At 59.5% G+C, this 16,173-nt stretch carries 13 protein-coding genes and 2 tRNA genes; 7 read left to right on the forward strand and 8 right to left on the reverse strand.

Translation table 11 applies throughout. The features are described 5' to 3' along the window. Positions 1–59: 59 nt before the first annotated feature. On the reverse strand, positions 60–920 hold the full coding sequence (locus ABI_RS21320) for a DUF6544 family protein (protein ID WP_006275147.1): 861 nt from the start codon (positions 918–920) through the stop codon (positions 60–62). Positions 921–974: 54 nt separating this feature from the next. Then, positions 975–2,057, reverse strand: a complete 1,083-nt coding sequence (locus ABI_RS21325) for an Acg family FMN-binding oxidoreductase (protein ID WP_040309822.1) — start codon at positions 2,055–2,057, stop codon at positions 975–977. Between the two features lie 364 nt (positions 2,058–2,421). Between ABI_RS21325 and metG the strand changes: the two genes are divergently transcribed. After that, entirely contained in the window at positions 2,422–4,137 is a 1,716-nt protein-coding gene (gene metG / locus ABI_RS21330; RefSeq protein WP_006275149.1) for a methionine--tRNA ligase, read from the forward strand. A gap of 4 nt (positions 4,138–4,141) precedes the next feature. Here metG and ABI_RS21335 read toward each other — a convergent pair whose 3' ends face one another. After that, complete coding sequence (locus tag ABI_RS21335) at positions 4,142–5,008, reverse strand: dienelactone hydrolase family protein (RefSeq protein ID WP_006275150.1); 867 nt, start codon at positions 5,006–5,008, stop codon at positions 4,142–4,144. Positions 5,009–5,143: 135 nt separating this feature from the next. On the opposite strand from ABI_RS21335, the gene ABI_RS21340 reads away from it, so the two are divergent. The 3 genes from ABI_RS21340 to ABI_RS21350 all read left to right on the forward strand — a co-directional run bounded on the left by ABI_RS21340 (position 5,144) and on the right by ABI_RS21350 (position 6,664). After that, on the forward strand, positions 5,144–5,542 hold the full coding sequence (locus tag ABI_RS21340) for a DUF805 domain-containing protein (protein WP_006275151.1): 399 nt from the start codon (positions 5,144–5,146) through the stop codon (positions 5,540–5,542). Positions 5,543–5,667: 125 nt separating this feature from the next. Next, positions 5,668–6,036: a DUF805 domain-containing protein gene (locus ABI_RS21345; protein ID WP_040309823.1), complete on the forward strand. Its 369-nt coding sequence runs from the start codon at positions 5,668–5,670 to the stop codon at positions 6,034–6,036. A gap of 178 nt (positions 6,037–6,214) precedes the next feature. Next, positions 6,215–6,664 (forward strand): DUF805 domain-containing protein, encoded by a 450-nt coding sequence (locus ABI_RS21350; RefSeq protein ID WP_006275153.1) that lies wholly within the window; start codon positions 6,215–6,217, stop codon positions 6,662–6,664. A 34-nt stretch (positions 6,665–6,698) separates the two neighbouring features. On the opposite strand, the gene rlmB is transcribed toward ABI_RS21350, so the two are convergent. Then, entirely contained in the window at positions 6,699–7,592 is an 894-nt protein-coding gene (rlmB, locus tag ABI_RS21355; RefSeq protein ID WP_006275154.1) for a 23S rRNA (guanosine(2251)-2'-O)-methyltransferase RlmB, read from the reverse strand. A 159-nt stretch (positions 7,593–7,751) separates the two neighbouring features. Between rlmB and ABI_RS21360 the strand changes: the two genes are divergently transcribed. The 3 genes from ABI_RS21360 (at position 7,752) to ABI_RS21370 (ending at position 11,142) form a co-directional block, all read left to right on the forward strand. Next, positions 7,752–7,835, forward strand: a tRNA-Tyr gene (locus ABI_RS21360). 37 nt (positions 7,836–7,872) lie between these two features. Continuing rightward, positions 7,873–7,946: transfer RNA gene (locus ABI_RS21365), tRNA-Gly, on the forward strand. 280 nt (positions 7,947–8,226) lie between these two features. Beyond that, positions 8,227–11,142, forward strand: a complete 2,916-nt coding sequence (locus ABI_RS21370; protein WP_006275155.1) for a TIM-barrel domain-containing protein — start codon at positions 8,227–8,229, stop codon at positions 11,140–11,142. A gap of 89 nt (positions 11,143–11,231) precedes the next feature. Here the strand turns inward: ABI_RS21370 and ABI_RS21375 are convergent, their stop codons facing one another. From ABI_RS21375 to ABI_RS25800, 4 genes are all read right to left on the reverse strand, one after another. After that, entirely contained in the window at positions 11,232–12,206 is a 975-nt protein-coding gene (locus tag ABI_RS21375; RefSeq protein ID WP_050808383.1) for an NAD-dependent epimerase/dehydratase family protein, read from the reverse strand. A gap of 6 nt (positions 12,207–12,212) precedes the next feature. Next, a complete protein-coding gene (locus ABI_RS21380; protein WP_245531417.1) occupies positions 12,213–13,370 on the reverse strand; it encodes an MFS transporter in 1,158 nt (385 codons plus the stop codon). Positions 13,371–13,620: 250 nt separating this feature from the next. Next, a complete protein-coding gene (locus ABI_RS21385) occupies positions 13,621–15,903 on the reverse strand; it encodes a TonB-dependent receptor (protein WP_006275160.1) in 2,283 nt (760 codons plus the stop codon). Next, positions 15,896–16,144, reverse strand: a complete 249-nt coding sequence (locus ABI_RS25800; RefSeq protein ID WP_169313750.1) for a hypothetical protein — start codon at positions 16,142–16,144, stop codon at positions 15,896–15,898. The genes ABI_RS21385 and ABI_RS25800 overlap by 8 nt, the downstream gene beginning before the upstream one ends. Positions 16,145–16,173: the final 29 nt, after the last annotated feature.

Below are 16,173 nucleotides of genomic sequence, written 5' to 3' on the forward strand. Positions count from 1 at the left end.
CCCCGGCCATTCAGGGACCATAGACATCGCTTTGGACGGCTGACGATGGCCGGTTCGTCTCATGAAATCGCGGTCCAGTCGGTAAGCCGCCCGCGCCAATAGATGAACCGCTGGCCGTCGATGACCCAATAAACCTCGCCTTGCATGGGGATGGTACGTCCGTCCCTAACCTGATAGTACCAAAATCGTCCGCCCCACGGCCGGTCGACGACCACCTTGCCTTCCTGCGCAGGGCGAGCGGCCGTACTCATGCTCTCGATCCATCCGTCCTTGTCCAAACGAAGGGTGACCTCGGCACGGTCGGAACCTTTGCCGGAGGCTACGACGAAGGTTTTGTCATCCACCACACGCCAGTCGATCGCCTTGTTCATGAGGATCGCGTCGGGCGCCCAGGCAATTTCGGCCAAGTATCGCATCACTTCGCCGCGAGACACGGCTTGGGAGCCGACGCTGCGCATGACGGGGATTGCGCCCCCCAGGCGCGCCTCAAGTCCGGCCTTGGCTCCGACATGATAGTCGGCGACCGTCATGCTTCCGAACGGCTCAAACTTAGCGCGCCAGATGAAGTCGGGTGCTGTGAGCGATAGGGCCTGTTGTGCCGTGAATACCATGGGCGTCTTGCCCGGTGTGCTCCACATTTCACCGGTCTGCCGGATAGAGACGAAGTTGGCTTTGCTGTCTCCGCGCGCGCCGAGGCGAATAGCCAGCGCCAGGACCTCGGGTGGCAGGTCATCTCTTGGCCCGGTTCTTGGCTTTGCTGCGCGAACGTCGCGTTCCAGGGCTTCGAAAGACGCGACGAAACGGCTCCGCGTATGGTGACCCCATAGCAGGGGCACCGCCGCGCTGAGTCCGGCGAAGAGAAGTACTGACTTGATCATGTGGAAAGATCCTTTTGCCTGTGTCAGGGCGGAAAACCCCACCTGAAGGCTGCTAAAAGAACGCCCCCCAAAAACAGGTTGCCGAAAATCGACTTTTCACACGTGAACGACAATGTCAGCGACGGAACGCCGCAACGACATTGGCAACGGCTTTCCATAACCAAATCGCAGGACAAAATCCGTTCGCGCAGCACCAAGGCCCAGCCATTTGGCGAACTCAGTCCGGATCTGAGCGACCTCTACGGGCTGATTGATGACGGCATATTTCATGCCCAGTGCGGTAGCTTGAAGGGCAAAGCGTTGCACGCTTCGCCCGCCCCGGGTCCAGTGTTCGGGATTGGCCTTGGCGCCCGTAAATATCGCCACGCCGGAAGATGACCTGATCTGCTTCGCGTATTTGTCGTTCTCACCTTTTTTGCCGAAGATCACCGGAAACAAGGCTTCACCCATCCAGGTTGCGATTGCCGGATTGCCGGTGCACCCGCTGAACAGGCCGTCACGCTTTGCCAAGGCTTCGCGCGGATTAAACCGGATCCAGTCCTTGAGTTCCGCCGTGAACGCCTTGTCGTCCATCTGGAGGCTGTTGCCATGGACAACAAAGTCTCGCACAGAATTCAGTTTTGCCCGTTCGGTCAGGATGATCACCCCGACGCCATCGACCTGGGCGGCGGCTTCGACCTGACTGAGGTCAGCGGGCGAAACGGCCGCGCCGGAATATTCGGAACGCGTGCATTGACGATGTGGAATCGCGTCAAACAGCACAGACGGGCGCGGCTGCGACGTGGCTAGGTCCATACGGATGCTCCCGCTGTTTTCAGGCAGGAAAGCTATCTCCGCCTGACGTCCGCGGGCCTCGGCCGCCAGGCTCAGATTTTCGCAGGCGCAGCCCAGGCTTATGTACAGGTGGTGATCTTCGGGATCGACCGCCGGTGTGCGCCGACTGAAATCCGGCATAATCCTCACCTGGGCTGGCGCCAGCGAAAAGCGCCATGGCTGGGTGTTATGGCCATTGGCCGCCAGAGACGCAAAGCGCACCAACTCCAACATATCCGGATGGGGTCCAAGCGATGCGCGAAGGGCCACGGCCAACCGGTCATAGTTCGTCGGCGCGGGGTCGGGCGCGCACGCCGAGACGGCGCCTGCTGCACCCAGGACGATGGCTTGCCGTCGGGTTGACATGGATTCGGCTTTCTCGAAAATCGCCGGAAAATGGAGATCGTTTCGTCGCAGCCTGCGACGGGTCAGTTAAGCAAGCTGACCCTCAGGGGTGCCGCAGCCACCCTATGCCAAATACGAGTAAGGGAAACATGCTGTTCTCAGCCCACATGAGCTTTCGTTGGCCTTTATTTTTTCACTCCACTCAGCGCTCAACGCCACGGGACCTGTTCAATCCTGCTTGTCCACGCCAATTAACGCTTGCCCATATCCCTCCAAGAAAATACCGGTCACGCCCGGTCCAACCTTTGCAAGATCAAGGCAAGGGAGCCCCAAGAAACCTTCTTCGACCCCTTGACCCCGATCTTGAAAAGGTTAAGAGCCAAGCATGTCCCGCATCCTCATCACCTCCGCGCTCCCCTATATCAACGGCATCAAGCACCTCGGCAACCTGGCCGGCTCGATGTTACCGGCCGACGTCTATGCCCGGTTCATGCGCGCCCGCGGTCATGAGGTGCTCTATATCTGCGCGACCGACGAACACGGCACCCCCGCCGAACTCGCCGCCGCCAAGGCCGGTCAGGATGTCCGCACCTATTGCGACGAACAGCACCTGATCCAGAAGAGCGCCGGCGAATCCTTCGGCCTGTCCTATGACTGGTTCGGCCGCTCGTCCTCGCCGCAGAACCGCCAACTGACCCAGATGTTCTGCGAGGCTCTGGACCGCAACGGCCTGATCGAAGAGCGCGTCGACAAGATGGTCTTTTCCATCGACGACGGCCGCTTCCTGCCCGACCGTTATGTCGAAGGCACCTGTCCCCACTGCGGCTACGAAAAAGCCCGCGGCGATCAGTGCGACAATTGCGGCCGTCTCCTCGACCCGACCGACCTGAAAAACCCCTATTCCGCCGTCTCGGGTTCGACCAATCTGGAGGTGCGCGACACCCGTCACCTCTACCTGCTGCAAACCAAGGTCGAAGACCGCCTGCGCGCCTGGATCGCCAGCCACGACAACTGGCCACACCTGGCCAAGTCCATCGCCAACAAACACCTCGACGAGGGCCTGATCGACCGCGGCATCACCCGCGACCTCGCCTGGGGCGTGCCGGTGACCAAGGACGGTCAGCCCCGTCCAGGCTTCGAAAACAAGGTCTTCTACGTCTGGTTCGACGCGCCGATCGAATACATTGCCGCCACGCGCGAATTCTTCGACGCCAAGGGTAAACCCGATGGCTGGCAAACCTGGTGGCGCCTGGATCAGGGCGCCGAGGACGTGTCCTATGTCGAATTCATGGGCAAGGACAACGTCGCCTTCCACACGGTCAGCTTCCCGGCCACCATCCTCGGCTCGGGCGAGCCGTGGAAGATGGTCGACACGCTGAAGGCCTTCAACTGGCTTAACTGGTATGGCGGCAAGTTCTCGACCTCGATGAACCGCGGCGTCTTTATGGATCAGGCCCTGGAGCTTCTGCCGGCCGACTATTGGCGCTGGTACCTCATTGCCAATTCGCCGGAAAGCTCGGACAGTTCTTTCACCTGGGAGCAATTCCAGGCGACGATCAACAAGGACCTCAACGACGTCCTGGGCAATTTTGTCAACCGCATCACCAAGTTCACCGAAGGCAAGCTGGGTGGTGGGGTGCCAGAAGGCGGCGAGGCCGGCCCGATCGAGGAAAAGCTCTACGGCGACGTCGCCGAACAACTCGCCGAAGCCACCGAAGCCTTAGAAACCATGGAGATGCGCAAGGCTGCCCAGGCCGTCCGCCGCATCTGGGTGCTGGGCAACGAGTACCTTCAGGAAGCCGCTCCGTGGACGGCGATCAAGACCGACCCGGCCCGCGCCGGCGTCATCGTTCGTCACGCCCTGAACCTGGTCCGCCTCAACGCTGTCCTGGCCCAGCCCTTCATGCCGTTCTCGGCGGAAAAGATCGCTGCCACCGTCGGCGCCAGCCTGCCTCTGGCCTGGCCATCGACCGACATCCGTGCCGAACTGGACAAGCTGGTAACCGGCCAAACGGTGGCCGCCGGTGAAATCCTGTTCAGCAAGGTTGAAGACGAAAAGGTCGCAGAATGGACGCAACGGTTCGGCGGCGCGGACGCTTGAGCGGTCACACCAGGTACTTTTTGAACCACGCGACGGTGCGCCCCCAGGCCAAATCGGCCGCTGCCTTGTTGTAGCGCGCTTCCGACGTGTCGTTGTTGAAGGCGTGCTGGGCACCTTCATACATCTGGACATCGAAGGTCTTGCCGGCTGCGGTCAGGGCCGCGCGATAGGCTTCGATACCGACATTGATCCGCTCGTCCTGACCGGCATAGTGAAGCAGCATGGCCGCCTTGATGCCCGGTACGTCTTCCAAGGGCGCCTGCGACCCATAATATGCCACCCCGGCTTTCAACTTCGGCGATTTGGTGGCCAGCCGGTTGACCAGCCCGCCGCCCCAGCAGAAGCCGACCGCGCCGGTCGCCTGGCGCGCAAAACCCTGGCTCTCCAGCCATTCCAGGCTGGCCTCGGCATTGGCGACATTCTGAGCCGGATCCAACTGACCGATCAGGGTACGCGCCTCGTCCTCATTGGCCGGCGTTCCACCCTTGGGCGACAGAAAGTCAGGGGCAAGAGCCACAAAGCCTTCCAAAGCGATCCGGCGGGCGACATCCTTAGTATGGGCGTTCAGGCCGCGGTTTTCATGGATGACGATAACGCCGGGCAGGGCCGCCGAAATCGTCGCCGGCCGTGCAAGATAGCCCTTCATCGCACCGTAGGTGACATCCGTCCCGATGATACGGGCGTCGTTTTCAGGCACGATGGCCGCCCTGGCCGGGCTGGCCGCCAGGAGGGGGGCTACGGCGGCGGCCGTGGCCGCGGAACCGCATAAGGCCGTCAATCGCTCCATGAAGGCCCGCCGGTCAGGACTGCGGTGCGTGAAATCGTCATAGGCGTCGATCATCGCCTGTGTGATGGCGGGCTTATCGGACATGGGGCACCTCGTGCAATGGGTACGACTTCAACGCGGCAGCCACCCGTGACCGTCGCTCGATTCTGTCGCAATCGTAAGTTTACGCGCCGATCCCCCTATGCTTAGCTCTCGGCTCCATTTCCAAGGGAGGTTTTCATGTCCATCGCTCAAACACTTTTCAGCGCCCAGGGGCGCATCCGCCGCCGCGATTACTGGTTGTGGAGCATCGGTATCAGCCTGGTGTTCGGGGTAGGCATTGGTGTGTTCGGCGGAGCTACAGGCGCTTTCGGCGCGATGGAGAAGGGCGAGTTTCCGGCCCTCTTTGGGTTGGTCTATGCTGCCTGCGTGATCGTCCTGACGTGGATCAGTGTCTGTCTTATCGCTAAACGTTGGCACGACCGCGACAAATCGGGCTGGATGTATCTCATCCTGTTCATTCCCCTCATCGGGGGCCTGTGGACCCTGATCGAATGTGGCTTCCTGGACGGGACGCAAGGCCCGAATCGTTATGGTCCGTCCCCAAAGGGCATCAATAATCAGCCCGGCGTCTTCTGACCACGGGCGATCGTCCCCGACTTCGCCGTATCGCGATTTTGGGATGTACGCTGTTTGAGGCGCAATGTTTGCGAATCCTGGCGGATGTGTCAGTTTTTGCTGGCTGTTTAAATTAGGGGGCTTTCATGAGCTGGCAACAGATGCTTTTCAGCGCCAATGGGCGCATTGGACGTGGGGAATACTGGATCTGGGGAACCTTGACCCTGTTCGGCTGCCTGGCCCTCCTGGGGGCTATTTTCTTTGGCCTCGACGCGTCGGGGCAGATCGAACCGGGGCAGTCAAGTCCCGCCGTTCTGCTCATCTTTTTGCCGGTTCCATTGTACTTCTGGATGAATGTCTGCCTCGTCGTAAAACGTTGGCACGATCGCGGCAACACAGGGTGGATGTACCTGGTACGCTTTATCCCGTTTATTGGCTTCTTCTGGACCTTGTTCGCCTGCGGCTTCGGCGACGGGATGCGCGGGCCGAACCAATACGGCAACGCGCCGCGTTAAGTCGTAACCGCCATCAAGTGGTTTTTGTCCCGGCGGTCTGCGCACCGCCGGGATTCTTGTGTCGGCGCGGCGATCACGGCACAGTGTAGTTCGCGCCATTCGGGAAAATGTCGCCTTGTGATAGTATGTCTCCATAAGGACGAGTCGCTGAAGGCTCGCCGATATCAGGGAGGCAACCATGCGTATCACCGATGTTCTGCTCAGCCCCAATGGCCGCATCACCCGTCTTGGTTTCTGGGGCGCGTGGCTGGCCATGCTCTTTATTGCCGTCGTCTCGGCCGTCGGCCTGACCACCCTGGCCGAGTTCAGTGCCCAAAAAGGTGGTTTTCAGCCCCCGGTCCTCGGCGAAGGCGATGTCGGCCGGTTTGCCTGGATCGGCCTGATCCTGGCCGTACCCGTCGCCTGGATGGCCTTCTGCGTCCTGGTCAAGCGCTGGCACGACCGCGGCCGGTCGGGCTGGTGGCTTCTGGCCGCCCTGGTGCCGGTTATCGGCCAAGTTTGGGCGCTGGTCGAATGCGGTTTCCTCGAAGGCAGCCGCAGCGGCAACAAGTACGGTCCGTCACCGTCGCGCGGCCGCTACGACCACGCCCTGCATTTCGGTGATGAAATCCCCGAGGATATGGCCTGATACCAACCGCGCCGATACGTCTGGCTGTCCATAGTCAAGGCGTGCGAGCCAGGGCTTCGTAGAGGGAAATCGAGGCGGCATGGCTGACATTGAGGCTTTCAAACCCGCCGGGCATAGGGATGCGCGCCAAGTGGTCGCAATGTTCGGCCACAAGGCGGCGCAGACCTTCGCCTTCGGAGCCCAGCACCAGGACAAGCTTCTTCAAGGATATCCCCCATCCCTGTTGCGCCAGGAGGGTGTGCAGGTTGAACTCGCCTTCGCCGGCCAGGCCAACACTGACATAGCCGTTCTCGCCCAACAGTTCCAGAGAACGGGAAAGATTGGTCACGCGCGCGAACGGCACCCGGTCGGCCGCACCGGCGGCGGTCTTGGCCAGCACCCCCTGCAGCGGCGGTGAGTGACGGTCCTGCATGACCAGGCCCTGGACGCCGAAAGCGGCAGCGGAACGGAAGATGGCGCCGATATTCTGCGGGTCCGTGACCTGATCCAGCATCAGGATGACGCCATCGCCACCCTCCATGATCGATTCGAGACCAACGCCTTCCAGCACAGGCCCATGGAGGGCGATTCCCTGATGCACGGCGCCCTGGGGCAGCATGCGAGCAATATCGGGCATCATCAGGGTCGACACGCGTAGTCCGGAGCGATTCAGCAGGGCAGGGGCGATGGTTTTGGTGCGTTCTTCGCTCAGGTACAGCTTCAGGGGGCCTTGCCGGTTCACATTTTTGAGCGCGGCTTCGACGGCGTGCACACCCCACAGCCAGCCGTCATCATTGACCTTAGATTTTTGAAAAGACTGAGGTTTTGGCGCGTTTTCGGCCTGGCGGGGGCGTTGCTGTTCGGGCGCGTGCGGCCGTCCGGCGTTTTTTTCTGGCCGGTTTTTACCTTTCGGGCGTTTCGAGTCGTTGCGTTCGCGATTTGATGACACTATAAGACGCGCTCCGATTTGAGGCCTGATGAGGAAGGTTTTTGATCTGGCTTGGTCTTTACGAGGCTAAAGTCTGTGAATCAAAAAGTTTTTTTCATTTTTAGGCTTGAGCTTTTCATCAGGTTCGAGTTTAAGGCGTCCGGTTCTTTGTGAGTGCATGGGGGAATGTCCCGAGCGGCAAAGGGGGGGGACTGTAAATCCCCTGCGTAAGCTTCGCAGGTTCGAGTCCTGCTTCCCCCACCATCACTCACCAAAGACCTGGCCTCACGTCGATACCTTAGCGGGTATAGCACAATGGTAGTGCAGCAGCCTTCCAAGCTGAGGATGTCGGTTCGATCCCGTCTACCCGCTCCAACTCATAGCTTCTCATAGCGACCGCAACCCTGGGAATTTCCTGGGGTTGATTTGTATTTGCCGCTTCATAAAGAACTACCCGCCCCGGGCAGGGACCTATGAATTCGAAACGGAGGTCTGACCGTTGGTTGTTACGTTGAAAACGCCACTGTTAACTATCGGAGCCCATCATTAGTCAGACAATTGCGCAACGCGTTGGGCCGTGTTACCGCTACCCAAAATCGCGTGACGACATAATAAACCTGACGTTTGTTCAGGTCACAGGCTGTGGAGGAAGCAAATGAAGACGTTACTTGGACTATCTATGCTGGCCTTGTTGGCGGGTCTGGCCGGTAATGGTCAGGCCCAGGCGGTCACCGGTCTGGATACGCGCGGCCACCTGGTGGCGGTGGCATCGCCTGCCGCAACGCAATTCGCATTTTCCAGACTTGAGCATGGCGTCCAGGTACGCGTTGGATCTGTCACCAAGAACATCATCTTTTATGGCCCGCGGACGGTCCGCGTGAACGCCAACCTGGGCGAAAACTATTGGAAATATCCCAGTCTGGTGGTCACCGACCAACCGGATGCCGTCGACTTCGACGTGCGCGAGACCCCGGAATCGTTGACACTTGTTAGTCCGTCTCTGCAGGTGGTGATCGCCAAATCGACGGGCGCCGTCACGTTCATGGATGCCAGGGGCAAGGTCTACACGCAGGAGAAGCTGGCCGCGCCGCAAAAACTGAACAAGATCGAAATCTCCGGCGCACCGACCTACGAAGCCAGCAACACCTTTACGCTCAAACCCGACGAAGCCATTTACGGCTTCGGGTTTGTCGGGCAGGGCGAGGTCAATCGCCGCGACAAGGACCTGCTGCTGGTCCAGACCAATATCGGCATCATCATCCCGGTCATGGTCTCGACCGAGCGTTACGGCATCCTGTGGGATACCTATTCGAAGATGCGCTTTCAGGACTCCTCAGATGGCACCAGCCTTTGGGCTGAGAGCGCGCCGGGTGGCGTAGACTACTACTTCATGGCCGGCGATACGCTGGACGACGTCGTCGCCGGCTATCGCGACCTGACCGGCGACGCGCCGATGTATCCGAAACAGGCCTTCGGCCTGTTCATGAGTAAGGAACGCTACCAGACCCAAAACCGGCTGCTCGAAGTCGCCCGAACCTTCCGCAAGGAACAGTTCCCGCTCGATTACATCGTGCAGGACTGGCAGTACTGGGGCGGCGATAAGGACGGTACCTGGAGCGGCATGATCTGGAATCCCGAACGCTTTCCGGATCCCAAGGGCATGACCCAAGGCCTGCATGACATGAACCTGAAGCTGATGATCTCCATCTGGCCGTCCGTCGGCAATGACACCGATCTGGGCAAGGAACTGGACCAGCACAATCTCCGCTTCGAGCCGCTTCACTGGATTTCGAAACAGGCCCGCATCTACGACGCCTTCAGCCCCAAAGGGCGGGAAATCTACTTCAAGCACATCAAACACGGGCTTCTCGATGTCGGCGTCGATGCCTTGTGGATGGACGGCACCGAGGTTGAGGTCGGCACTGCCGTCCATGACGCCGGCGAGACGGAACGGGACATCAAGCTGCTCGGTAACAACGCCATGGGCGACTTTACCCGCTACCTCAACCCGTATTCGCTGATGACAACCCAGGGGACCTATGACGGGCAACGGGCGACCAGCAATAAACGGGTCTTCACCCTGACCCGGTCGGCCTGGGCCGGTGCGCAACGGACGGCGGCGGCGTCCTGGTCGGGCGATACCTTCGCCAGTTGGAAGACCCTGAGCGAACAGATCAATGGCGGGGTCAATGTCACCATCGCCGGCACCCCGTACTGGACCCAGGACACCGGCGGCTTCTTCGTATCCGGGCGGTTTCCGGGCGGCGAAAAGAACCCGGCCTACCGCGAACTCTATGCCCGCTGGGCGCAGTACGCCGCCTTCAACCCGCTTATGCGCATTCACGGCACCGACGTCGAACGCGAGCCCTATATCTTCCGCGACAGCGACCCGGACCTCTACAAGGCCCTGCGCAATTCGGTCGACCTGCGCTACCGGCTGCTGCCCTATACTTACAGCCTGAGTTGGCAGGTGACCCACAAAGGCTATACGGTGATGCGGGGCCTGCCGATGGATTTCCCGGATGACCGCGCCGTCCATAACATCAATGACGCCTTCATGTACGGTCCGTCCGTCCTGGTGCACCCGGTTACCCGGCCGATGTACCGCTTCCAGGCCCCTCCGGCCGCGACGATACCGGCGTCGGCCCTGCGAACGCCAGACGGCAAGCCGGGACTGTCCGGCCAGTATTTTGAAGGTATGAACTTCGAAACGCCCAAAGGCACGACGGTTGACACCACGGTCGACCTGCGCTGGCCGGGGCCACCCCTGACCGATATCCCGGCCGGACTGGACAGCCTCAGCAACTTCTCGGTACGATGGACTGGCACTCTTGTCGCGCCGGAAGACGGGGAGTACGAACTGGGCGTCGAGGGCGATGATGGCTATCGCCTCTTTGTTGACGGCAAGCTTCTGGTCGAGGACTGGAGCATGGGCGCCGCTCGCTATAAGGGCGGCAAGATGCGCCTTCATAAGGGGCAGGTCGTTCCGGTCACGCTGGAATTCTTCCAGGGCAGCGGCGACCGCAGTGTGCGGCTGGCCTGGCGGACTCCAACCCAGATTGCCGAACTCGCCAACACGAAGGTCGAGATCGACGCCACGACGGAGACCTACCTGCCCAAAGGCGGTGACTGGTACGACTTCTGGACCCATGAGCGCTTCGCCGGCGGTCAAAAAGTCAAGAAAACCGTTCCGATGGACATCCTGCCGCTGTATGTGCGCGCCGGTGCCATTGTGCCCATGGGGCCATTTGTCCAGTACGCCACCGAACGGCCCGACGCCGACTATGAAATCCGCATCTATCCCGGCGCCGATGGCCGGTTCACGGTCTATGAGGACGACAACGAAACCTACGACTACGAAAAAGGGCAGTACGCGACCTACGATCTGGTCTGGGACGATGCCGCCCGGACGCTCACGATCGGTGCCCGCCAGGGCATATATCCCGGGTTGGTCGAGGCCAGAAAGCTTAATTTTGTTCTCGTTTCACCGCAGAATGCGAAGGGATTGGCGGAAGCGACCGCAACGAAGTCGGTGACCTACACGGGTGCACCGACGAGGCTGACGTTTTGATGTCGAATAGTTGAATTTTGAGACAAGGCGAATGCGATCGCTTGCGACAGCCTCGAAATCTTGCGCTCTGGGTTTCGACGGCGTCTATCCTAACCCAGAACTGCTCCGACCTGCTGCCTTGCGACCGTATTTAGCACTTCGTCATTAAGCGCTGGAAAGCGCGCCTGAACACGCAAAATGAGAGATTGCAGGTTGCCGTCGTTACGGAAGCCCGCAGCTTCGGCTGCCGACGCGTCCAGAATGGGTTGTGAAGTGAAATTTTGCCCAATGAGCGGGTCGGGTTCGAAGCGAATATTGGTGCCCAGCGCGGTGGCCAATTCTCCCATGGAAAAGCGCAAAACCGGCAAGGTGACCGCACGGCTATTCGGCAGCAGGCCCACAGGCATGTGAATGGCATGCTGCAGGTTTATGCACGCCTGATCGACGCTCATCGCCCAGATGCGTGCGTCTTCAGACGTTGGGCAGACAAAGGGCCTGTCAACGGGCGCACGAAAAATTTCGCTCATAAACGCCGACGTCAAACCCTGTCCATTGGGGCGGGCGAGAATAGCGGGCAATCTCAGCGAAATGGCCTCGACTTCGCCCCGGCGATGCAGGTCGGCAAGGTAGGTTTCGCACATGAGCTTGTGCGCGGCGTAGGATAAAAAGGGTGCGGGGGGCGTATCGTCGTCAATTCGTTCGTTAAGGCCGAGTGAAAATATTGCGATCGTGGACGCATAAATGATGCGTGGAACGCGATCCGCCGCAGGGCCCGCTGCGGCAACAGCGTCGAACAGGTCCAAAGAGGCGTTGAGGTTTATGCGTCGCGAAAGGTCGCGGTCAGCCTCGGCCGTGCCGCCGGGAACAGTCGCAAGGTGGATCAGGACATCGACGGCCTGGTCTGCGACATGCGACACGAGACTCGACTGAACCAGATCACCTTCGACGCGGGTTATCCGGGTATGTCTGAGGGATGGCGGGAGGTTCCGATCGACAAGTACGAGATGGTACCGGTCGTCCGCCAATAGCTGTTGCGTCAGAACTTGGCCGACGAACCCACCGGCTCCGGTGATGGCTATGCGCATGTGCTGTTACTGAGGCGGCATGACGTAGACACGCACCTTGGGCTTGATCGCGGCCGAAAGGATGGCTGCGATCACGCTCAAGGCCAGGGCGCCTGCACTGACCACGCTTAACATCAGAAGCGCATTTTCCAGCCCCTGCAATTTCGCCGTCAAGCCCAGCACGATAACCGGGCTGGCAAAATTGCCGAGGAAGAAGGCCGTTTGCCAACCCCCCGTGCCACGTCCGCGCTGCTCGAAATCCAGTTTGGCCATGATTGAGGTCAACACGGCCGGAAGAGTCATTCCACACCCGAGGCTGGCAATGACGATACCGGCACAGGTGACGCCGTAGCTTCCATTTCCGACAAATAGGAGCAGCCCCATCATGATGAGCGCGAAGGCAATGGCCAGGACCTGGAAAAGGTTGAGCCGGGACAGCTTTTGAAAGATCAGCCCGCCGATGGGCACCGCAATGCCGCCGGCTGCGCTGGTCAGGCCGATAAGCTGTGCTGAGCCCATGCCGCGCGCGGTCAATACAAACGGTGTCTGAATAGGCACGACGAAGAAAAGGATCGCGACGAACAGGCCCAGGACATAAAGTGGAATCACCTTCCACCAGGGGAATTTGCCACCGACTTCATGCGCCTCCGCCTTGGGCTCGCGAATGAGCACGAGGACGAGCGGAATAAACAGAAGCGGCAAGGCATAGACGACGAAGGGATAGCGCCAGCCGAACTCGCCCAGGGCGCCGCCAACGGCCATCATGACGACGGCGGCGACTGATGCCGTGCTGGTCTGCACCACGAGCCAATGCTGACGCCTGGCGCCTTTGAAATAGTCGCCAATCAGGGTCGTCGACGCCGTCATGAAGCCGGATTCGGCGAGGCCGACGCCAACCCGTGTTGCGATGATGTGGTTGAGGTCATTAAGGAAAAATGGTGCGAGCCCGCAAACCAGATACAGCACGAGAGACAGGATCAACACGGTCTTTCGGCCGGTCGTCTCGACGATCCGGCCGGCGAACGGCGCGGTGACCGCGACCACCAGGGCGGGCACGCTCAGGGCCAGGATCACCTTGGTCGCAGCCTGCGGGTCATCCGGGAACGCAGCTATGATCATCGGCAAGATTGGCGAAATCAACAACGTCGCAGCGACTGACAAGGTTGAAAGCAGGCAAAGCAGCAAGCCTTGCGCCGCCGTGCCCGTTTTGGGATTTGACATGTGAGATCCAATCCAGATCGTTTGTGGATGACATCGGTGGGATTGCCTGGATCGCGTCCCGATTTAAGGCTGCCCGGTGGCGGCCGGCGCGGAGTTCGCGCCGGGGCAGAGGCTAGAGCGAGATGCGTTTTGGCAGAATCACAAGCCCGCTCTAGATCTTTGTTTTGACGCGCAAATTACCCGAAAAGTGCTGCACACTTTGTCGGATTGCGCTCTAGAATTCCCGGTTGAACCGGAAACCGTAGGTACGTGGCGGCGTGGTGACATTCTGAATCGCGTTTACCGACGCGTAGAACTGGGTCGACGTCACGATGCGTTTGTCTTCGAGATTACGCACCCAGGCGTTTACCGACCAGGTGCGATCGCTATCGCCGTAGCTGATCTGAAGGTTGGAGACCCAGTTGGCGGGGACGATCTCCGAATCGAGATACTCGAAGCCGACAAACCGTTCGCTTTTATATTGGGTGTCGACCGAGGCGACGACTTCGTGTTCGCCCATCGGAAACGTTTGCTGGGCGCCGAGGTTCAGCGTCCATTTGGGAGATTGGTAGGTTTGCTTTCCGGAACAATCGATAAGGAATTGCGCCGGGTTCGCGGGGTCCACAGTGTAGGGGCACCCTACGACCGGCGGCAGCCCGGCATTGGGTTGCGTAAAGGTGAAATCCTCATACGTCGCGTCCAGATACTGGACGCTGGCCGACAGGAGCGTATGCGTCGCCGGAAGGTACCGGGCATCGATCTCGATACCTTTGTTGGTTGAGCGGCCAAGGTTCTCCGTGAAAACCCCCTGATTTCCGTTGGCATCCAAACCGGTATGGTTGACCTGCTGGTCGCGGTATTTCCAGATGAAGCCCTCGAGATTGAGCTGCAGTTTGTTTCCAAACAGACGATTTTTGGAACCAACTGTATAGGCATCGATAAATTCGGGCAGGTATTGTTCATGCCCGGCGGACAGAGAGAAGCCGCCGGAACGATATCCCGTTTCGAAACTCGCATAAAACAAGGATCTGGGAGCGATGTCGTATTCGACACCCAGGCGATATGTGATCTTGTCGTTCTTCTGCTGTGCGTGAACGGGTGTGCTGGCGCGGATCAAAAGGCCACCCGTTGCGCCGATCGGCCGTGCCTGGTTTTCCGGTGGAATGATGAAGGGCGCTGGCAATTCATTGAAGCCGTAGGTAACCGGCAACAGAGGGACCAAAGGGCAGGAGGGAACGCCGAAGCCATTCCTGACAAGACAGCGGACGAGAAATACATCCGCCTGACCGTCGAAAGTCTTTTTGTCGTTTGTATAGCGGACTCCGCCGACGGCCCTGAATCTGTCCGTCAGGTTTAGCGTCGTGCGAGCGAAGACGGCGTAAGACTCGGTTTTCGACACCAGGTCTTGATAGGCACTCAAGGCCTGTTGAGAGAAGTTGTAGTGGCCGGAAACCGTCTCGTTAAAATAGTATGCGCCCAGGATATAGTCCAGCTTGCCGATGCGCTTCCCGTTGAAGCGGGCCTCCAGGCTGGTCTGCTTGTCCTTTTCATCGATCAGTCCGATAAAGCCCGGAACAGCGAAGCGATTGTCGAGATTGGATTCACGCGCCGCCGGTATGATGGTCAGGGTGCCGGCGCCGGTTGTCCACTCGACATGGGCGCTAATGCCTTTGAAGTCATTCTTTTGATAGACGTTGTCGTCCAACGGATTCAGCGTGCGGCCGGAAAGGCCTGCGAACAAGGTTTGGCGGTAGGCCTGCGCCTCGGGGCTGAGCAGACCGACGGCGTTGTCTATGCCGGACGGCACGAAGCCGTATTTGCCCGTCTGGAAATTGAGGGCATAGTGGCCGCCGTAGCTGGATCCGGGGCCGACGCCGCCGGTTTTGGAATAGTCGGCATTTAAACGGATACTGAAATCGGACGATGGCCGGTACAACCACTGAACCCGGGCCGCCGCCGTGTCTTCGTCGGATTGTCCATCCGACAAATATCCATCGTGTTTTACGTAGTTCCCGGCAACGCGAAGGGCCATGGTATTGCCGATCGGGAGATTGACGGCGCCTTGCATATTTACCGCGCCGAAATTGCCCAGACTGGCAACCAACTGTCCGGATTCCTGATGCAGTTTGGGTCGCGCCGGCAAGACATTGATGGCCCCCGCCGTGGCGTTGCGTCCGTACAACGTGCCCTGTGGCCCCTTGAGCACTTCAAGACGCTCCAAATCATAGAACATGCCGGAGGTCGAGGTGGGGCGGCCGAGATAGACATCGTCGTAGTTGAACGCGATCGCGGGGTCAGAATAGCCGTTGACCGTGAAGTTACCCACGCCGCGCAGAAAGAAGATCGTGTTGGCGCCACCGCCGGCCTGGACATTAAGGGCCGGTACCACGCTGCTGATATTGGCCGCGTTGGAGACATCATGCTTGACCAGGACAGCCGACGTAATGACGTCGACGGCAATTCCGGCCTTCTGCAGGCTTTCTGTTTTGCGTTGGGCGGTAATAACGATCTCACCCAAACCCGTTTCCGATGAAGTTTCGGTTTGGGGTGATTCCTGCGCGGATCCGCAGACGGGCCATACGAGAAGTGCGAGCGCCGAACTGGCGAGCCATAGCGTTTTCATGTTTCCATCCCTGCGTTTTGGCCTTTGTTTTGGCCTGTGTTTTGGCCGCCGCATGTTTTTTTCTGCGGTCATTTCCAGGAACAATGAAACACGGACCTTGCCAAAAGAAAAATCTATTATATTGATCAATATTCATATGAAAAATCTATACAACGGGAGGTGGCG

It is taken from the genome of Asticcacaulis biprosthecium C19 (assembly GCF_000204015.1).
GTDB classification, from domain to species: domain Bacteria; phylum Pseudomonadota; class Alphaproteobacteria; order Caulobacterales; family Caulobacteraceae; genus Asticcacaulis; species Asticcacaulis biprosthecius.

Excerpts from the sequence above, each read along its gene's own strand:
- ABI_RS21350 (WP_006275153.1), top strand. The coding sequence starts at position 6,215 with ATGCGTATCACCGATGTTCTGCTCAGCCCCAATGGCCGCATCACCCGT.
- ABI_RS21370 (WP_006275155.1), top strand. The coding sequence starts at position 8,227 with ATGAAGACGTTACTTGGACTATCTATGCTGGCCTTGTTGGCGGGTCTG.
- ABI_RS21325 (WP_040309822.1), bottom strand. The coding sequence starts at position 2,057 with ATGTCAACCCGACGGCAAGCCATCGTCCTGGGTGCAGCAGGCGCCGTC.
- ABI_RS21335 (WP_006275150.1), bottom strand. The coding sequence starts at position 5,008 with ATGTCCGATAAGCCCGCCATCACACAGGCGATGATCGACGCCTATGAC.
- ABI_RS21345 (WP_040309823.1), top strand. The coding sequence starts at position 5,668 with ATGAGCTGGCAACAGATGCTTTTCAGCGCCAATGGGCGCATTGGACGT.
- metG (WP_006275149.1), top strand. The coding sequence starts at position 2,422 with ATGTCCCGCATCCTCATCACCTCCGCGCTCCCCTATATCAACGGCATC.
- ABI_RS21375 (WP_050808383.1), bottom strand. The coding sequence starts at position 12,206 with ATGCGCATAGCCATCACCGGAGCCGGTGGGTTCGTCGGCCAAGTTCTG.
- ABI_RS25800 (WP_169313750.1), bottom strand. The coding sequence starts at position 16,144 with ATGAATATTGATCAATATAATAGATTTTTCTTTTGGCAAGGTCCGTGT.
- ABI_RS21340 (WP_006275151.1), top strand. The coding sequence starts at position 5,144 with ATGTCCATCGCTCAAACACTTTTCAGCGCCCAGGGGCGCATCCGCCGC.